This is a genomic window from Synechococcus sp. UW105 (assembly GCF_900473935.1).
Classification (GTDB): domain Bacteria; phylum Cyanobacteriota; class Cyanobacteriia; order PCC-6307; family Cyanobiaceae; genus Synechococcus_C.
In genome coordinates this window covers 26250-42622 of record NZ_UCNN01000012.1, presented here as the reverse complement: position 1 = coordinate 42622, position 16373 = coordinate 26250, and the positions used below count along the sequence as shown (strand labels likewise).

The window sequence follows — 16373 nt, the reverse complement described above, 5'->3', positions numbered from 1 at the left end:
CGTTCCAGCCACCGCTAGGACAGTCAGGCAAGCGCCGGCACAGGCGAAGGATTGAGATACAGCGGGAAGCGCCGGCACAGGTCGAGGACCCTCACACGGCAACGACTTTGCACAGCATCGTCTTCGGGGTTGAGCAGCCGGTCTGCAATCACATCAGCCACCTCAGCGAAGGCGTCAGCATCAAATCCGCGGGTGGTGAGGGCTGCGGTTCCGAGCCGCAGACCACTGGTGACGAAGGGCGACTCAGGATCAAACGGCACGGTGTTCTTGTTGGCGGTGATATTCACATCACTCACCAGCAGATCGGCCACCTTGCCCGTCATACCGATGCTGCGCAGATCAAGCAGCACAAGATGGTTATCGGTGCCATCGCTGACCACATCGATGCCACGAGCCTGAATGCGCTCAGCGAGAGCCTGGGCATTCGCCACGACCTGAAGGCTGTAGGCCTTGAAGTCAGCCTGTAAGGCCTCGCCAAAGGCCACAGCCTTGGCCGCGATTACGTGCTCAAGCGGACCACCCTGGGTGCCAGGGAAGACGGCCTTGTCGAAACGCTTGGCGAAGTCGGCATCGCGACAGAGGATCAAGCCACCGCGAGGCCCCCGCAAGGTTTTGTGGGTGGTCGTTGTCACCACATCACAGTGAGGCAAAGGACTGGGGTGCACTCCTGCCGCCACGAGCCCCGCGATGTGGGCCATATCAGCCAGCAAGAAGGCACCCACTTCATCGGCGATGGCTCGGAAGGCAGGGAAATCGATCGTGCGTGGGTAAGCGGAATAGCCGCAAACGATCAGCTTCGGTTTGTGCTCAAGCGCAAGTTGCCGAACCCGCTCCATGTCCAGGCGCTGGGTTGCTTGATCAACTCCGTACTGCACCACGTTGAACCACTTACCGCTCACGTTCACGGGCGATCCGTGGGTGAGGTGCCCGCCATGGCTGAGGTCCATACCCATGATCGTGTCGCCAGGCTTCAGAAGCGCCAGAAAGACGGCGAAGTTGGCCTGGGCACCGCTGTGAGGCTGAACGTTGGCCCAGGCGGCACCAAAGAGCTGCTTGGCCCGCTCGATCGCCAGCTCCTCGATGGCATCCACGTGCTCACAGCCGCCGTAGTAACGCTTGTGGGGAAGGCCTTCGGCATATTTGTTGGTGAGAACCGAGCCCTGGGCCTGCATCACGGCACGAGAGGCAAAGTTCTCGGAAGCGATCAGCTCCAGGTGCGTTTCCTGACGGTTCTGCTCCTGATCAATCAGGGCAGCGATCGCGGGATCGGCATCCACCAGAGCGGCATTGATCGGAGCGGAAGCGCTGTCTGACATCGGAGGAGGCCTGCTGTTGATGAATCGTAGGAAATGACTTCCAACGAATTGATTGCAAAAAAAAACTGCCCTTGCGGACAGCTTTCAAGCGCGCCTGGAGAGATTCGAACTCCCGACCCTCTGATCCGTAGTCAGATGCTCTAATCCGCTGAGCTACAAGCGCTTGAGTCCGACTATCTGAGCTCATCGAGGCACCCGACGTCAACCATGCCTGCGGCCCTGTCGCATCAGCGGAGCTCCCAGGCGCTCGAAGCGAGCGCCACAATCAATGCAGTGCACAGGCGCTGCTCCATGCCCATCCGCTGGTACGGCCCGGCCAATCCGGAGGATCCGATCTACCGGCACTTCAGCCGGATTGTGAATCTCACCCTGCACGCAGGTGTGTTTGCCGCCATCAACAGCGGGCTCTGGTTCGTGCAGGGCATGCGTCACCCTTGGGAGCATCTTGCTTGGGTCACAGACATCTGGTTCACGCTGTTAGTGGTGCAATTAATCACCGTGATTGCCCAACGACCCGGCCGCACAGAACCAGTGGCCACCACCCCTACGCATCCCCCACAACGCGATCAGCCATGAGCCTCGATGCTGCTGCCCTACGCGATCTGACCACCGCGCTCAGCGATCGTCTTTACCTGCAAGTCGCCGGATGGCATCTCTATCTCGGCGATGCGGGCCTAGCGGAGGCTCTAGCGATCGAATGCAGCGCCCGACTGGATCAAGGTGCAGGGATTGCTGCCCGCCAAGCGCTCGAAGCCCTACAGGTTCCGATGGGTGGCGGCAGCACCAAACTTCCGCTGGCGCGTCTGATTCCTGCTGTACAGCTTCATGATCTCGAGGAGATCCTGGAGGAGCACTGCCGATAAGGTTGCTGCCAACCCGGACGTTCCCGTGCTGATCATCGAGGTCACTAATGCCCGCGAGGTGATGCGTCAACGCATCGGCAAGCTCGGAGAGCGCCTGATCGGGAAAGTTGTTGATTCCGAAGCTCAGGTTGAGAAAGCATTGATTCAGGAGCTCGAAAACGCTTTCAAGGAATTCGGGATTGAGGCCCGCATCTTGTCCGTGCAGGGGCCTCAAGTCGTGGGTCGCCAGCAACTTGAGCTGCCCATCCAAGTGCGGGAAGACCGCAACGTCATTCTCAGCGACGACTAAATCGGCGCGTGACGGTGCTTGTGATTTGGGCCACTTCCGGCACATCAAAGGCACGACCCAGAGCAAAGAAGACCAGACAACTCGCCGCCGTCGACAAGCCCACCTGGCACAGACGCCCCACCAAATCGTAGGGCCAGGCAATCAGAGCACTCAGTGCCCATGCTGCTGCACCTGAAAGCCCAGCAGACACCAACAGGGACAGCCCATCCATGGCCCAGTCCCGCAGGGGCAAAACCTGAAGTCGCGACTGCAACGCCAACAGCAGTGCGATGCAGGTGATCAGATTGATCGCCACCGTTGCAAGCACCAGACCCGGAGCACCGAGATTGAACGGAAGCTGAGGGCCCCAAGGCGTCGGGCCACCCACGAGAACCCAGTCGAACAGAACATTCATGCCGATCCCCGCCATGGAGAGACGGAAAGGTGTGGTGCCATCGCCCAAGGCGTAAAAAACACGCACGAGCACATCGCGGCCGAGATAGGCCGGCATGCCGACGCCATACGCCATCAGCAGTCCGGTGACCAACTGCACAGCCTGGGCATCGAAAGCACCACGTTCGTAAACCAGCGCCACGATTGGCCCACCGAGAGCCACAAACAGCGCGCCCAGAGGAAGCATGCTGGCCGTCGAAAGCATCAGTCCCTGACGGATGCGTGCCACCAGAGCGGGGCGATCCTCTGCGGCCGTCAACCTGGCAAAGGTGGGTAGGAGCGGCACCAGCAGAGCATTGGAGATCAAACCCAATGGGGTCTGCACCAGCAGATTGGCGTAGCCCAGACCAGCCGCCGCACCGAGAATTCCAGAGGCGAAGAACAGATCAGTGAACACATTGATCTGCAACATGCCCGAGGAGAGGGTGGCAGGGCCCATCACCTGCCAGACCTCACGCACCCCGGGATGGCGCCAGTCCCAGACGAAATGGAGCCGAGCCAACCCATGCTTCATCAACGCCGGGAGCTGGAGTAACCACTGGGAAAAGGCACCAACCAGGGTGGCGAGGGCCAACACCACTCCCCCCCGGATCGCGAACTCGGGCAATGCAATCAAGTCACCGAGCTGCCACCAGAGCAAACCAACGCCGAGAATCAAGGCCAGGCTTGACATCAATGGCGAAATCGCCGGGATCCAGAACTCATCAGCAGCATTGAGGGATCCAAAGCCGAGGCCGATCAAACCGGCCAGCAGAGCCATCGGTGCCATCACTTGCAGCTGAAGGACGGCGTTGTGGTGCAGCTCTGGAGGCAGACCCGGCCCCACCAGGGTGATCAGCGGGTCGGCCGCAAGCACCAGTGCGAGGGTCACCACCAGCAACACAGCACTCACCATCGAGTTGAGCGTGGCGAGAATATGGGCACCCTCCTGCCGAGGGCGACGACTCAGAACGCTCACCATCGCACTGTGAAAGGGCCCATTGATGCCGCCGAGCAGGATGAGCAGAAATCCCGGCAGCACGTAGGCGTAGTTGTAGGCGTCATAGGCAGCCCCAACGCCGAAAGCAGCAGCAATCACCAGTTGTCGGGCGAGGCCACCCACCTTGCTGAGCAAGGTGCCGTAGGTCACCACCAGAGCGATGCGCTTGAGGGATCTCGCCATGGAGGGACCGCAGGCAGTGAAGAGTCGGGCGGCATTCTCGGCCGCCTGGGGCTGAGCGGCACAGGCCAGGGGCCACCATGGCCACCATCCCCGGACTCTTCAGCTCACACCCATGGCGGATTTACCCCTCCTTCAGTTCGAGGCCTTACACGAAGGGGTACTGCTCAAGCGCTACAAACGCTTCCTGGCGGATGTTCGCCTGGATGACGGCACAGAGGTCACAGCCCATTGCGCCAACACCGGACCCATGACTGGCGTGCTCCTGCCAGGCCAAAGGGTGCGACTGCGCCATGCCCCATCCCCAACCCGAAAACTGGCCTGGACCTGGGAGCAAGCAGAAGTGCCTGGAGCGGACGGGAAAGAGTGCTGGGTTGGCATCAATACCGCACTCCCTAATCGACTAATCCGCGCCGCGATCGAAGCCGGCTGCCTCGATGCGCAGCTTGGCGAGATCGGCTCCATCCGCGCGGAAGTGCCCTATGGCAAGAACAAGAAGAGCCGCATCGACCTACTGCTCCAGCCGGCGGAACAGGCCGTTGATCAACGCCCGATTTACTTGGAGGTGAAAAACACCACCTGGTGCGAAGGTTCCCTGGCCCTCTTCCCGGACACCATCACCGAACGGGGGCAGAAGCATCTGCAAGAGCTCATCGACGTACTGCCCAGCGCACGGGCTGTTCTGGTGCCCTGTTTAAGCAGGCCGGATCTGACCTGCTTTGCTCCAGGCGATCGCGCAGATCCACGGTACGGCGAACTCTTTCGTGAGGCCCTTGATGCCGGCGTCGAGGTGCTGCCCTGCTGCTTCCGTTTTGAACGCGATCAGGTGAGCTGGCTGGGCTTAAGACCCGTGAAACGGCAGCAACCCAGCTAGAACAAGGGCTGTAGCGAATGTAACAATATGCACCTTTTGCAAATTCGGTAGCCAAAGACACTTGAAAAAAGTTCGCTAACGAGCATTTTTGATTTAGCGGTGGACCAAAACCACCGGCTTTGCAGCCCTGCTTTTCATTTATGACAACTGCTCTGCAGCCGCCATCGAGGCGGAGCAAGACGCGTCTCCAGGAGGCCAGCCTCCTGGATGGCCCCATGCTCCTCCTCCGCAGCATCCGCGGCTTTAGCTCCGATCGCTCCCGCCTCTGGCTGGCAACCGTTCCCCTAGCCCTACTAGGGCTAGGCATTTTCAATCTTTCCGTCCGAGCCGAAAGCGTCGGCCTCAGTGACCTCACAGGTGCACAAGCAGCGAAGTTCCTCGCTGACAACCTGTGGCTGCTGATCGCAGCAGTGCTTGTGATCTTCATGAATGCCGGCTTCGCCATGGTCGAAGCCGGCATGTGCCGTCAGAAAAACGCCGTCAACATTCTTGCGAAAAATCTGTTTGTTTTCGCACTGGCCGTCACCGCTTATTGGGTTGTCGGTTATTCCCTGATGTATGGAGATTCCATCGTTAGCGGCTGGCTTTCCTTCAAAGGATTCTTCTTCGACTGGAGTGCAGCTGATGCCTTGGCATGTGCCGCAAACCCTGATCCAGCAAAGGATTGTGTGCAGTTGGTGCCATCCATCGACTTCCTCTTCCAGGCTGCTTTTGCTGGTACTGCCGCAACGATTGTTTCCGGACTCGTGGCTGAACGCGTCAAGTTCGGTGAATTCGTGGTCTTCGCAATTGTGCTGACGGGTGTGATCTACCCCATCTCTGGCTCCTGGGAATGGAACAGTGGTTGGCTGAACGAAATTGGGGCCAGGGATGCTGATGGAGCCGTGATTCGACCCTTCATCGATTTTGCAGGCTCTTCAATCGTTCACTCAGTTGGGGCCTGGGCAGGGCTGGTTGGAGCCATGCTCCTCGGCCCTCGCATTGGCAAATTTGTTAGTGGCCGTCCCCAGGCCATCCCAGGCCACAACATGGCCATTGCCACTCTTGGAGCTCTGATCCTTTGGATCGGCTGGTATGGATTCAATCCAGGCTCCCAACTCGGCATGGATGAATGGGTGCCCTATGTGGCAGTCACCACCACCCTCGCGGCGGCAGGCGGTGCCATAGGCGCCACGCTTGTCTCCACACTCACGTCGGGTAAGCCAGACCTGACGATGATCATCAACGGCATCTTGGCTGGTCTCGTCAGCATCACCGCAGGTTGCGCCAACCTCACCTGGGTTGGCTCCTGGCTTGCCGGTTTAATCGGAGGCATCATTGTTGTTTTCGCAGTCGCCGCACTCGATTCCGCCGGAATCGATGACCCGGTCGGAGCCTTCTCCGTACACGGTGTCTGTGGTGTTTGGGGAACTCTCGTCATTGGTCTCTGGGGCTACGACATCCAGGAGAGTGGCGATGCGCTCGGACTGTTCAACGGCGGAGGCATCGACCAGCTTGGAATCCAAGCCCTTGGCGCTGGTGCCTACGCACTTTGGGCCCTAGTGACCTGCTGGATCGCCTGGTCAGTGATCGGTGCCCTATTCGGTGGCATCCGCGTTACTGAAGCCGAAGAAACCGAAGGCCTTGACATCGGTGAGCACGGCATGGAGGCCTATCCAGACTTCGCCACCACCAACAACTAGACAGCCACTCTTGGCTGAATCCAACAAACCAGGTCCGGCCATCAGGTCGGACTTTTTTATTGGGCAGTGATGGCCAAACCATCCGCAACAACGCCCCCTGTCACGTCAGACAGCCGGAGCTGCCCATAGAGTCATGCCACTGCTTTGCCGGATATGGATACCCACGCCTTCAAGCGTTCTCTGCACCATTCCGACCGCTACAACCGCCGAGGCTTCGGACGCGCCGACGAGGTCGCCGGCAGCCTGGAGCAGGCTTATCAGAGCAGCCTGATCGGCTCCATCCGTGATAACGACTATCGCCTCAGCCATGGACGCCTGAAGGTTCGTCTAGCAGAAGCCTTCGGCTTCTGCTGGGGCGTGGAACGGGCCGTGGCGATGGCCTACGAGACCCGCAAGCACTATCCCCATGAGCGGATCTGGATCACGAACGAGATCATTCACAACCCATCTGTGAACGACCACCTCCGTGAGATGAACGTGGAGTTCATCGCAGTCGACCAAGGCGTAAAGGACTTCTCCGGTGTCGACTGCGGCGATGTGGTGATCCTTCCCGCTTTCGGGGCAACGGTGCAGGAGATGCAACTGCTCAACGAGCGAGGGTGCCACATCGTTGACACCACTTGCCCCTGGGTCTCGAAGGTGTGGAACACGGTGGAGAAGCACAAGAAGCACACCTGCACCTCGATCATTCACGGCAAGGTGAAGCATGAGGAAACCCTTGCCACCAGCTCCTTTGCCGGCACCTATCTAGTCGTGCTCGACCTCAAGGAAGCGCAGATGGTGGCCGACTACATCCTTGGCAACGGCGACCGGGAGGCCTTCATGGCCAAATTCGCCAACGCCTGTTCCCAGGGATTCGATCCCGATCGCGACCTTGAACGACTGGGCGTGGCGAACCAGACAACAATGCTCAAAAGTGAAACTGAGGAAATCGGGCGCTTGTTCGAACGCACGATGCTGCGCAAATACGGCCCCGCCGACCTCAACGATCACTTCCTGGCCTTCAACACCATCTGCGATGCCACCCAGGAACGCCAGGACGCCATGTTCTCGCTGGTGGATGAACCCCTCGACCTGATGGTGGTGATTGGTGGTTACAACTCCTCCAACACCACTCACCTCCAGGAGATTGCCATCAGCCGCGGCATCCGCTCCTTCCATATCGACACCCCGGAACGGATCGGAGCCGACAACAGCATCGAGCACAAGCCCCTGGACGAGGAAGAAGAGCTCAGAAGGGAAGACAACTTCCTTCCTTCCGGCCCTGTGACCGTCGGCATTACCTCTGGCGCCTCCACACCTGATCGCGTTGTGGAACACGTGATTCAGCGACTGATCGCGCTGAGCGAAATCTGACCCTGGGCACCTTTACATTGGTTGACATGCGGGGACCCTCCCCGGAAAGGGACCGCGATTCGTGCTGCTCTTGACGAGACATCCAGCTGACAGCCTGCGCCATAGCAAGGACCCACAGGTCCGCTGCTACAGCAGTCATTTCTCCGATCAGATGGAGATGCGCGCCCCTATGGCCCAGGTCAGTTCGTACCTGGATCGTCATGAGGGCTGGTTCAGGCGTTGTGCCAAGCCGATGGAGGTCGAGGTGCTTGATCCACAGGCCTACGCCCTACGGCTCGGCCGCTTCGGCAATTTTGGCTTCGAAGTGGAGCCGACCATCGGCCTTCGACTTCTTCCCCAGCAACAGGGAACCTATGCCATCGCCACGGTGCCTGTTCCCGGCAGCGGCGATGGCCTCAATGCCCTCTACGACGTTGACTTTCAGGCCTCATTGCGACTTGAAGACACCGCCATCAGCAAGGCGGAACAGCCTGCGGCAGCTTCAGAGGTCTCGACGAATGTGAGCTGGGATCTTGATCTTTCTGTCTGGATCAAGCTCCCCAAAGTGATCACATTGCTTCCAGACGGTCTGGTGCAATCGAGCGGTGATCATCTTCTACGCCAGATCGTGCGCCAGATCTCCCGACGGCTGACTTGGAAAGTGCAGGAGGACTTCCACGCCACCCATCATCTGGTCTGTCCACCACGAAAAAGGGCGGCGTTTTAAACGCCGCCCAAAGTTGCCAAGGCCCTCTGCCAAGGTCAGCTGTTCGTCCAGATCTTGTTCACGATTTGCAGCCCACTCACGACCTGCCAGAGGAAGAGCGTGAGCATGCCCATATTGAGACCAACATGAACCTTGCGGGCAATCACATTGCCACGTTGCATCAGGGGTGACAGTGAGGCAGCTCCAGCAATCATTCCCGTCATCGCCAGGCCCACCAAGAGATGAGGGCCAACAAACAGTTTGCCGTTATTGAGGTAGGTGACGGCCATGCCTCCAAGGCTGCCAAACACCATCAACGCCAGCAGCATGCTGCCCCAGAAATAGTGACGCTGGGCAAACTTGCCGGGCAGCAGAGCCTTTCGCTGCTCAGCAGTACCAGTGCGTACCTTCTTAGTCTTGATGCCAAGAAACATGGCATAGCCACCCATGGCAAGAAGCAGCCCCATCAGAAGTGGATGGACGAAGTTGAGGCTGAAAGGAAGAGTGGCCAGCATCGAGAGAAGCAGTTGCGTGGAAGGAATTTAGAACTGCACCCAACCCGTCGCTGACCAACACGGTCCAGCTGAAACCTGATTCAGTGAAGAAAATGCCGCCGACCGGTGAGCATCATCGCCAGCCCCAGTTCATCGCAAGCCTTAATCGAGTCGGCATCGCGCATGCTGCCGCCGGGATGAATCACCGCGGAGATGCCATGGCTGGCAGCGAGACGCACGGTGTCATCAAACGGGAAGAACCCGTCGCTGGCGAGCACCGCATTGTTGGCTTGCTCCCCTGCAGCCTCAAGTGCCAACCGGGCTGAACCAACCCGATTCATCTGGCCGGCACCGACACCAAGGCTTTGACCCCCACGCGCCACCACAATTGCGTTTGAACGCACATGACGGACCAGCTGCCAGGCGAATTGAAGGTCTGCTTTTTCCTGCTCTGTGGGCTGGCGCTGAGTCGGCACCGTCCAAGTGGCGGGATCAATCGGCTGATCGTCGAGATCCTGGACAAGCACGCCACCCAGGATGCTGCGCAGGTGATCATGACCAGCCGCATCAATCGCGGCGGACGACAGCTCCAGCAGGCGCAAATTGGCCTTGGCGGACAGCACCTCGCGAGCCTCCGCAGTGAAGCCTGGGGCCACGACACACTCCAAGAAGAGACTGGTGAGCTCACGAGCCGCCTCCGCATCCACCTCCCCATTGATGGCAACAATGCCACCGAAAGCACTGACCCTGTCTGCATCGAGGGCGCGTTTGAGGGCATGAGCGACCCCATCGCCCACGGCAACACCGCAGGGATTGGTGTGCTTCACCACAACCGCTGCTGGCTGCTGGGCAGGATGACGACCATCGACACCAAAGCCGAATTCGCGCACTGTCGCCAGTGATGCCTCAAGGTCGAGCAGGTTATTCGTGCTCAGCTCCTTGCCCTGCAATTGGAGCGCACCACCCCAACCCTGGTTGGGCTGGCTGTACCAACGAGCCTTCTGATGGGGATTTTCGCCATAACGCAACGTCTGGCGCAGAGGCACGGCATCAAGCCAGGGAGCTGACTCAACATCCATCTGTCCAGCCATCCAGACACTGATCGCCGTGTCGTAAGCAGCAGTGTGCTGGAAAGCTTCGAGCGCCAACTGTCGGCGCATTGGAGCGGGCACACCTCCTCCTGAGTTCTGAAGAGCGTCCAGCACACGCTCGTACTGATCAGGGCTGGTCAGCACTGCCACATCGGCATGGTTCTTGGCCGCAGCCCGCACCATGGTCGGTCCGCCGATGTCGATGTTCTCGATCGCCTGATCCCAGGTCACATCCGGGCGGGCAACCGTCTCCCTGAAGGGATAGAGGTTGACCACCACCAAATCGATCAGAGGGATCTGTTGCTGCTCAAGATCCTGACGATGGGCGGCATCATCGCGCTTGGCAAGGATGCCGCCATGCACACGCGGATGCAGGGTTTTGACTCGTCCGCCAAGGATTTCAGGCGCACTGGTGTAGTCCGCCACCTTGGTCACAGGCAACCCCGCGTCCTGAAGCACCTTTGCAGTGCCACCGCTGGAGAGCAGCTGAAAGCCATGCTGATGGTGCAACGCCTCAGCCAAAGGAACCAGGCCGGTTTTGTCAGAGACGCTCAGCAGGGCGAACGGAGCCATGGAATCGGGGCAAAATCAGGCCTGAGCCAACCTACGCAGCAACGCTCCAGCTCCCCTCATGCCCTTGGCCACCACCACCGCGCTCCGGCAGCAGCCGAGAGCTGACGCACAAGCCCGACTGGTGCTGCTCCACGGCTGGGGCGCAGATGCCGATGACCTACTGATCCTTGGGGAAGCCCTGGTGCGGCAGACGAGAACAGCTCTTGATGTGGTGGCCCTGCCCGCACCTGAGCTCCATCCCCAGGGCATGGGTCGTCAGTGGTATGGCCTTTTCCCTGCAGAATGGGAGGCTGTGCCCGCAGCACAGGAGCACCTCAAGGCCAGACTGCTCGAGCTGGCCAACGATGGCCTACCCCTTCAAGCAACAGTGGTGCTTGGGTTTTCCCAGGGAGCCGCCATGGCCCTAGCCACCGGCACCACTCTCCCCTTAGCCGGATTAATTGCTTGCAGCGGCTATCCCCATCCCAACTGGAACCCGCCAATCCAGCGTCCACCTGTGCTGCTCATTCACGGCCTTCAAGACGAGGTGGTACCTGCCTCAGCGGTTGATGAGCTCTCAAGACGCCTGGCCAAGAGCCAAGCTGAGCTGAACCTCGAGACCTTCCACGGGGGGCATACCATCCCCGAAAGCGTCTTTCCAACCATCTGCAAAACAATCGACACCTGGCTAGAAACTCCAGGTGTCGACGCTTGATGACCGCTGAAGGCGTCAGCGACCGGACTTAAACGAAGGCGTACTCGTACTCTTCCATTTCTTCCCAGTCATCGGAGGCCAGTTCAAGACCTTCGAACATCACCTCTTCGCCAACCTTGTCGACGATGGAGCGCAATGAGGGGAAGAGGAAGTGGTTCTCTTCGGCGTACTGGGCGCTGAACAAGCCCTTCTCACCCCAGAAGAAATGATCCGTGGTGTGCTCGTTACGGCGCACACGCAGGAGTGCAGGCGCGCTGATGCAGCTTTCAGCGATATAGCGTCGGGCTGCCGTCACCGGCTTGTGCTCGCCCGTCTCAAGATGAAAGGTGGCCACATGGGCCAGAACCCGCTGACCTGCCAGGCGGCGGCGACTAATGCGCTTGCGCTTCTTGGACATAAGACGATGACCCCCGGAGCGAGGGCAAGAGAAAGAGCAGGGAGGGACAGAACTGTCCAAACGTCAGCAGCAGAAGCGGCTAGAGGGAACTGAGTGAACTCAGCGCCGCACCAGAGCACGCATCACGATTCAGTCAACCGGAGTTGACGCAGACAGAGATGGTTAGTGGTCAAACTCTGCTGTAGCCTTGGTTGCAAGAAATGTGCAACCAAAAACTGGGCCCGATGACGTTTCGCACACGCCTTAGGGCGTTGCGATGTCTGTCGATCATCAGATCTTAAGACTTTTTCCCAATTTTTCAAGTCCCTGGGCAAAGCAGACCTTCAGGTCGTCTGTATTAAGGGGCACGATCGATGCCATGCCACTGTCGGAACGCTTCCTGCAACTGGCGCAGCAACAGCTCGAGAGCTTCGCTGCTGTGAATGCGCTGTCCCGTTTGGTTCTGTATGCAGCCCAAGGGCAGGAGGGCGAGAGCGCCAGCTTGGAGATGGTGCAGCAATGGCCCACAAGCGCAACATCCTTACCACCAGCCGAAGCCGATCCCAGCCTTCGCATACCGAGCCCTGAACGGCGCTGGTATCCCCTGCGCAACGGCAATCTTCTGCTCGGGGCCCTTCGAGCCGAAGCCATTCACGACCAGGCCTGGACAACCGATCTGGATCAACGCCTCCAGGCCAGTGCCAGCGCCATGGCCCAGTGCCTGAGCCTGGACGTCGAGCGAAGCCGTCTGATGGAGCAGCTCGAGCAACAGCGACAGCAACTGAATCTGATGGTGCATCAGCTTCGCAATCCGCTTGCCGCTCTCCGCACCTACGCCCAACTGCTGCTGCGCCGGCTTGATCCCGACAGTCACCACAGGGCGCTGGTCGAAAATCTGCTGCAGGAACAAGGGCAATTGGATCGCTACATCTCCGCCCTCGACCGGATTGGCAACCCCGATGTACGCCTCGCCAGCAGCGGCAGCACTCCACTGCTGCTGCCTCCAGTGCTCCCCGACCACCCCGCAATCAGCCTTCAGACGCTGGTGGCGCCCCTGGCGGAACGCGCCGCCGCCACGGCCGCATTGCAGGGGCGTGACTGGCATGGACCGATGCAGTGGCCGGCATGGATGCAAGAACCCAGACCGGCTGCCGATGCAGTCGTGGCCGAGATCCTGGCCAACCTGATGGAAAATGCATTCCGTTACAGCCCATCCGGAGCGGCACTCGGGCTCAAAATTCTTGAGAAGGGTCTCTGCCTTTGGGACGAGGGAGACCCGATCCCTGAGCATGAACGGCAAGCGATTTTTAGCCGGGGCGTCCGAGGCAGCCGCAGTAAGGACCGCAGCGGCAGTGGACTCGGTCTGGCCCTCGCACGCCAACTCGCGGAAGAACGGGGCGGGAACCTTGTGCTGGCCGACAGCCCAGCCGCAGTCGATCCCCAATTACCAGCGAAAGGCAATGCCTTTGTGCTCAACCTGCCGCGCCATCCAGCAGAGGGAGAAGTACAGCGAGAGCCACCAAGGTGAAGCTCTCGGTCCACACAACCGATGCTCCGTAGCTGTCTCCGGTATGGCCACCAAGCCTGCGGCCGAAACATTCAGCCACCACCCCACTGATCACCACACCGACCGCCATCGTCAAAGCGATCAGAAGCCCCAACGGCTGAGCCAAAGCAAAGGTGAGCGCAAGGGTGATGGACACCACGATCAGGGCAGGCACCCACTCCCTCAGGCCACGTGCCCTGGCCCGATGAAAGCCCGCCGTTCCATCCGGCCGCAGGTAGCGAAACCGATGCAGGGCCCATAGCGGTGAGCATCTCCCCCAGAAACCAGCACTAAGCAACACCACAGGGATCCACGCCGGCAGGCGGTCCGCAAGAGACCACAACGCAGCAACCTGCAGGATCAAGACCAAGGCAAACGCCTGGACGCCGCTGGCACCGACCCGACTGTCTTCCATCGCCTCCAAACATCGTGACGGACCGGCAGCCAAACCATCGGCACTATCCATCACCCCATCGACGTGCAACCCGCCGGTGATCCAAACCCCAACGCTGATCACGAGCAACACGGAAGCCGCCACAGGCCAGCCCAGAGCCTGCAGGAGAAGCCATACAGCAACCTGCAGCGCTGCAATCACGAGGCCAATCCAAGGGGCAAAGCGGGCGATGCGTTCAAATCCAGGAGCCACACCAGGCCAACCGGGCAACACGGAATAGAAGACCCAGGCACCGGAAAGATCGCGCAACCAGCCAGGAGCGCTCGGCATCGACATGAGCGGCCCACGCCGCAGCAGGAGATCCCGCTCACCGTAGGGTCAGGCATGGCCCCGGATTGGCCCGTGTTCCGCTTTCAGATCGACGCACACTGCAGCAACACCAAAGCGCGCTGCGGTTGTTTTCAAACGCCCCATGGCCCCGTCTCCACCCCTCGGTTCATGCCGGTCGGCACTTTGGGAACCGTCAAAGGAGTGACCAGCGCGCAACTGGCTGAGACAGGAGCGCAGATGGTGCTTTCCAACACCTATCACCTGCATCTACAGCCTGGTGAGCAGGTGGTGGCTGAAGCCGGCGGCCTCCACCGCTTTATGGGCTGGGATGGCCCGATGCTCACTGATTCAGGAGGGTTCCAAGTCTTCAGCCTGGCGGACCTCAACCGCATCGACGATCACGGCGTGGATTTCCGCAATCCCAGGGATGGAAGCCGCATCCTGCTCACACCGGAGCGCTCGATGGAGATCCAGATGGCCCTGGGGGCCGATGTGGCCATGGCATTCGACCAGTGCCCCCCTTATCCAGCGACCGAGAACGACGTGGAGGAGGCCTGCCGCCGAACCCATGCCTGGCTTGAGCGTTGTGCCACCGCTCACACCAAAACCGATCAAGCCCTGTTCGGGATTGTGCAAGGAGGCTGCTACCCCCATCTGCGCGAACAAAGTGCCCGTTCCATTGCCAGCTTCGACCTACCCGGCATCGCTATTGGCGGGGTGAGTGTGGGGGAGCCGGTTGAAGACATGCATCGAATCGTCCGCCAAGTGACCCCCCTGCTGCCCAGCGACCGTCCCCGCTATCTGATGGGGATTGGCACACTCCCGGAGATGGCGATCGCTGTTGCGAACGGCATTGATCTGTTCGACTGCGTTCTACCGACACGCCTCGGTCGCCATGGCACCGCCCTGGTGAATGGCGAGCGCTGGAATCTGCGTAATGCCCGCTTCCGCCATGACCACACGCCCCTGGATCCAAGTTGCAGCTGCCCAGCCTGTCAAGGCCATACCCGGGCCTACCTGCACCATCTGATCCGCAGTGAAGAGCTGCTGGGACTGACGCTGCTGAGCTTGCACAACCTCACCCACTTGATCCGCTTCACGACCGCCATGGGCCAAGCGATCCGCGAAGGCTGTTTTTCAGAGGATTTCGCTCCCTGGGATCCGAACTCTCCCGCCCATCACACGTGGTAGCGTCCGCTGAACGACGTTTTACATCGCCGGGATGGCCGCCACCACACTCGATCTGCTGGCCCAACTGCCCGAGGCTTATCAGGCCTTCGGTCCGCTGGTCGACATCCTGCCGATCATTCCTCTGTTGTTCCTGCTTCTCGCCTTCGTTTGGCAGGCCTCCGTGGGCTTCCGCTGATCAAGGCCCAAACAGAACGAAGATTTGAGATCCTCTCCGAGGCCCCACAAGCCTTGTAGAGCAGAGGTTTGATTTGGAGTGCAGCGATCGGCAGTGATTGGCCAACCCATTCAACGACGACGCAACACTGCAAATGCAAAGGCAGGCAGGGACAACATCCGTCTCCAGCGACTCGGTTCCTGCACCAAGCGATAAAGCCATTCCACTTGGAAGCGGCTCAACCATTGTGGTGCCCTCTGCTTGACTCCGGCCCACACATCGAAACTGCCTCCTACGCCCATCCACAATCCAGGCTGCCCTTGTCGCACACGCTGTGCCCAGGTTTCTTGGCGCGGTACGCCGAGGGCAAGCAGCACGAGGTCCGGAGCCTGAGCCCTGAGATTGGCTTCCAGTTTTGGCCAATCCTCAGCTGATTGGTAACCATGCTCTGCGATCACAACATGCAGCTCCGGCAGTTCCCGGGCCAAACAATCGCGGAGACGGCCCATCACCTCCGGAGTGGCACCGATCAGCGCCACTCTCCAGCCATGACTCTGGGCATCGCTGAGCAGGGCACGAGCCAGCTCAATACCGGGACTGCGGCGCACCTTGACACCCTGGCGAGCCAGAGCCCAAACCACTCCCGCACCATCTGGAATCACCAGCTCAGCATCAGCAATCGCAGCGCCCAGAGAGGGGTTGGACCTGGCCAACATCGTCATCTCAGCATTCAGGGTCACGATCTGACCACCTCCTCGAGCGTGCAGGCCAATGGCAGCGCTACGCACGTCTGCACAGACATCCACCCCAATCCCCAGCACATGGCAACGGCGTTGATCAGAAGGATCGAGATTGACAGTGCCCATCCAGGTCG

General features: G+C 60.0%; 18 protein-coding genes and 1 tRNA gene. 11 read left to right on the top strand and 8 right to left on the bottom strand.

The window, feature by feature from the left end:
• Positions 1–23: 23 nt before the first annotated feature.
• The gene (gene glyA, locus DXY16_RS04660) at positions 24–1316 is read right to left on the bottom strand and encodes a serine hydroxymethyltransferase (protein WP_115119957.1); all 1293 of its coding nucleotides are present in this window, start codon (positions 1314–1316) and stop codon (positions 24–26) included.
• 89 nt (positions 1317–1405) lie between these two features.
• Positions 1406–1479, bottom strand: a tRNA-Arg gene (locus DXY16_RS04655).
• A 128-nt stretch (positions 1480–1607) separates the two neighbouring features.
• Between DXY16_RS04655 and DXY16_RS04650 the strand changes: the two genes are divergently transcribed.
• From DXY16_RS04650 to DXY16_RS04640, 3 genes are read left to right on the top strand one after another with little or no spacing between them, the layout of a single operon-like run.
• On the top strand, positions 1608–1892 hold the full coding sequence (locus tag DXY16_RS04650) for a hypothetical protein (RefSeq protein WP_115120095.1): 285 nt from the start codon (positions 1608–1610) through the stop codon (positions 1890–1892).
• The gene (locus DXY16_RS04645) at positions 1889–2179 is read left to right on the top strand and encodes a DUF3181 family protein (RefSeq protein WP_115119955.1); all 291 of its coding nucleotides are present in this window, start codon (positions 1889–1891) and stop codon (positions 2177–2179) included. Before DXY16_RS04650 ends, DXY16_RS04645 begins: the two co-directional genes overlap by 4 nt.
• Positions 2180–2204: 25 nt before the next feature.
• Positions 2205–2468 carry a cytochrome-c oxidase gene (locus DXY16_RS04640; RefSeq protein ID WP_115015781.1) on the top strand — a complete coding sequence of 88 codons (264 nt, stop codon included), beginning with the start codon at positions 2205–2207 and terminating at the stop codon, positions 2466–2468.
• Here DXY16_RS04640 and murJ read toward each other — a convergent pair.
• Positions 2455–4062 carry a murein biosynthesis integral membrane protein MurJ gene (gene murJ / locus DXY16_RS04635; RefSeq protein WP_115119953.1) on the bottom strand — a complete coding sequence of 536 codons (1608 nt, stop codon included), beginning with the start codon at positions 4060–4062 and terminating at the stop codon, positions 2455–2457. The two genes, DXY16_RS04640 and murJ, sit on opposite strands and share 14 nt — an antisense overlap.
• A 112-nt stretch (positions 4063–4174) precedes the next feature.
• On the opposite strand from murJ, the gene sfsA reads away from it, so the two are divergent.
• The 4 genes from sfsA to DXY16_RS04615 all read left to right on the top strand — a co-directional run bounded on the left by sfsA (position 4175) and on the right by DXY16_RS04615 (position 8677).
• On the top strand, positions 4175–4933 hold the full coding sequence (gene sfsA, locus DXY16_RS04630) for a DNA/RNA nuclease SfsA (protein ID WP_115119951.1): 759 nt from the start codon (positions 4175–4177) through the stop codon (positions 4931–4933).
• Between the two features lie 140 nt (positions 4934–5073).
• Positions 5074–6615, top strand: coding sequence for an ammonium transporter (locus DXY16_RS04625; RefSeq protein ID WP_115119949.1), 1542 nt, complete (start codon positions 5074–5076; stop codon positions 6613–6615).
• Between the two features lie 153 nt (positions 6616–6768).
• On the top strand, positions 6769–7971 hold the full coding sequence (locus DXY16_RS04620) for a 4-hydroxy-3-methylbut-2-enyl diphosphate reductase (RefSeq protein ID WP_115119947.1): 1203 nt from the start codon (positions 6769–6771) through the stop codon (positions 7969–7971).
• 61 nt (positions 7972–8032) lie between these two features.
• On the top strand, positions 8033–8677 hold the full coding sequence (locus DXY16_RS04615) for a DUF1997 domain-containing protein (protein WP_115119944.1): 645 nt from the start codon (positions 8033–8035) through the stop codon (positions 8675–8677).
• A gap of 35 nt (positions 8678–8712) precedes the next feature.
• On the opposite strand, the gene DXY16_RS04610 is transcribed toward DXY16_RS04615, so the two are convergent.
• Positions 8713–9171 (bottom strand): DUF4079 domain-containing protein, encoded by a 459-nt coding sequence (locus DXY16_RS04610; protein WP_115015766.1) that lies wholly within the window; start codon positions 9169–9171, stop codon positions 8713–8715.
• A gap of 80 nt (positions 9172–9251) precedes the next feature.
• On the bottom strand, positions 9252–10814 hold the full coding sequence (purH, locus tag DXY16_RS04605) for a bifunctional phosphoribosylaminoimidazolecarboxamide formyltransferase/IMP cyclohydrolase (protein ID WP_115119942.1): 1563 nt from the start codon (positions 10812–10814) through the stop codon (positions 9252–9254).
• Between the two features lie 58 nt (positions 10815–10872).
• Between purH and DXY16_RS04600 the strand changes: the two genes are divergently transcribed.
• On the top strand, positions 10873–11508 hold the full coding sequence (locus tag DXY16_RS04600; protein WP_115119941.1) for a dienelactone hydrolase family protein: 636 nt from the start codon (positions 10873–10875) through the stop codon (positions 11506–11508).
• 28 nt (positions 11509–11536) lie between these two features.
• Here DXY16_RS04600 and DXY16_RS04595 read toward each other — a convergent pair whose 3' ends face one another.
• A complete protein-coding gene (locus DXY16_RS04595; protein WP_115015760.1) occupies positions 11537–11905 on the bottom strand; it encodes a DUF3155 domain-containing protein in 369 nt (122 codons plus the stop codon).
• 358 nt (positions 11906–12263) lie between these two features.
• Between DXY16_RS04595 and DXY16_RS04590 the strand changes: the two genes are divergently transcribed.
• Positions 12264–13412, top strand: coding sequence for a sensor histidine kinase KdpD (locus DXY16_RS04590; protein WP_115119939.1), 1149 nt, complete (start codon positions 12264–12266; stop codon positions 13410–13412).
• Here DXY16_RS04590 and cobS read toward each other — a convergent pair.
• Positions 13357–14154, bottom strand: a complete 798-nt coding sequence (gene cobS, locus DXY16_RS04585) for an adenosylcobinamide-GDP ribazoletransferase (protein ID WP_115120093.1) — start codon at positions 14152–14154, stop codon at positions 13357–13359. The two genes, DXY16_RS04590 and cobS, sit on opposite strands and share 56 nt — an antisense overlap.
• Positions 14155–14226: 72 nt before the next feature.
• Between cobS and tgt the strand changes: the two genes are divergently transcribed.
• Together tgt and DXY16_RS04575 are read left to right on the top strand one after the other, a co-directional pair.
• Complete coding sequence (tgt, locus tag DXY16_RS04580) at positions 14227–15345, top strand: tRNA guanosine(34) transglycosylase Tgt (protein WP_115120091.1); 1119 nt, start codon at positions 14227–14229, stop codon at positions 15343–15345.
• 31 nt (positions 15346–15376) lie between these two features.
• The gene (locus tag DXY16_RS04575; protein ID WP_115015753.1) at positions 15377–15520 is read left to right on the top strand and encodes a photosystem II reaction center protein K; all 144 of its coding nucleotides are present in this window, start codon (positions 15377–15379) and stop codon (positions 15518–15520) included.
• 110 nt (positions 15521–15630) lie between these two features.
• On the opposite strand, the gene DXY16_RS04570 is transcribed toward DXY16_RS04575, so the two are convergent.
• The gene (locus tag DXY16_RS04570; RefSeq protein WP_115120089.1) at positions 15631–16365 is read right to left on the bottom strand and encodes a WecB/TagA/CpsF family glycosyltransferase; all 735 of its coding nucleotides are present in this window, start codon (positions 16363–16365) and stop codon (positions 15631–15633) included.
• Between the last annotated feature and the right edge of the window lie 8 nt (positions 16366–16373).

Coding starts and splice junctions, on each gene's coding strand:
- DXY16_RS04600 (WP_115119941.1), top strand. CDS start 10,873: ATGCCCTTGGCCACCACCACCGCGCTCCGGCAGCAGCCGAGAGCTGAC.
- DXY16_RS04590 (WP_115119939.1), top strand. CDS start 12,264: ATGCCACTGTCGGAACGCTTCCTGCAACTGGCGCAGCAACAGCTCGAG.
- purH (WP_115119942.1), bottom strand. CDS start 10,814: ATGGCTCCGTTCGCCCTGCTGAGCGTCTCTGACAAAACCGGCCTGGTT.
- cobS (WP_115120093.1), bottom strand. CDS start 14,154: ATGCCGAGCGCTCCTGGCTGGTTGCGCGATCTTTCCGGTGCCTGGGTC.
- DXY16_RS04645 (WP_115119955.1), top strand. CDS start 1,889: ATGAGCCTCGATGCTGCTGCCCTACGCGATCTGACCACCGCGCTCAGC.
- DXY16_RS04620 (WP_115119947.1), top strand. CDS start 6,769: ATGGATACCCACGCCTTCAAGCGTTCTCTGCACCATTCCGACCGCTAC.
- sfsA (WP_115119951.1), top strand. CDS start 4,175: ATGGCGGATTTACCCCTCCTTCAGTTCGAGGCCTTACACGAAGGGGTA.
- DXY16_RS04625 (WP_115119949.1), top strand. CDS start 5,074: ATGACAACTGCTCTGCAGCCGCCATCGAGGCGGAGCAAGACGCGTCTC.
- DXY16_RS04650 (WP_115120095.1), top strand. CDS start 1,608: ATGCCCATCCGCTGGTACGGCCCGGCCAATCCGGAGGATCCGATCTAC.
- DXY16_RS04610 (WP_115015766.1), bottom strand. CDS start 9,171: ATGCTGGCCACTCTTCCTTTCAGCCTCAACTTCGTCCATCCACTTCTG.
- glyA (WP_115119957.1), bottom strand. CDS start 1,316: ATGTCAGACAGCGCTTCCGCTCCGATCAATGCCGCTCTGGTGGATGCC.
- DXY16_RS04575 (WP_115015753.1), top strand. CDS start 15,377: ATGGCCGCCACCACACTCGATCTGCTGGCCCAACTGCCCGAGGCTTAT.
- DXY16_RS04570 (WP_115120089.1), bottom strand. CDS start 16,365: ATGGGCACTGTCAATCTCGATCCTTCTGATCAACGCCGTTGCCATGTG.
- DXY16_RS04595 (WP_115015760.1), bottom strand. CDS start 11,905: ATGTCCAAGAAGCGCAAGCGCATTAGTCGCCGCCGCCTGGCAGGTCAG.
- murJ (WP_115119953.1), bottom strand. CDS start 4,062: ATGGCGAGATCCCTCAAGCGCATCGCTCTGGTGGTGACCTACGGCACC.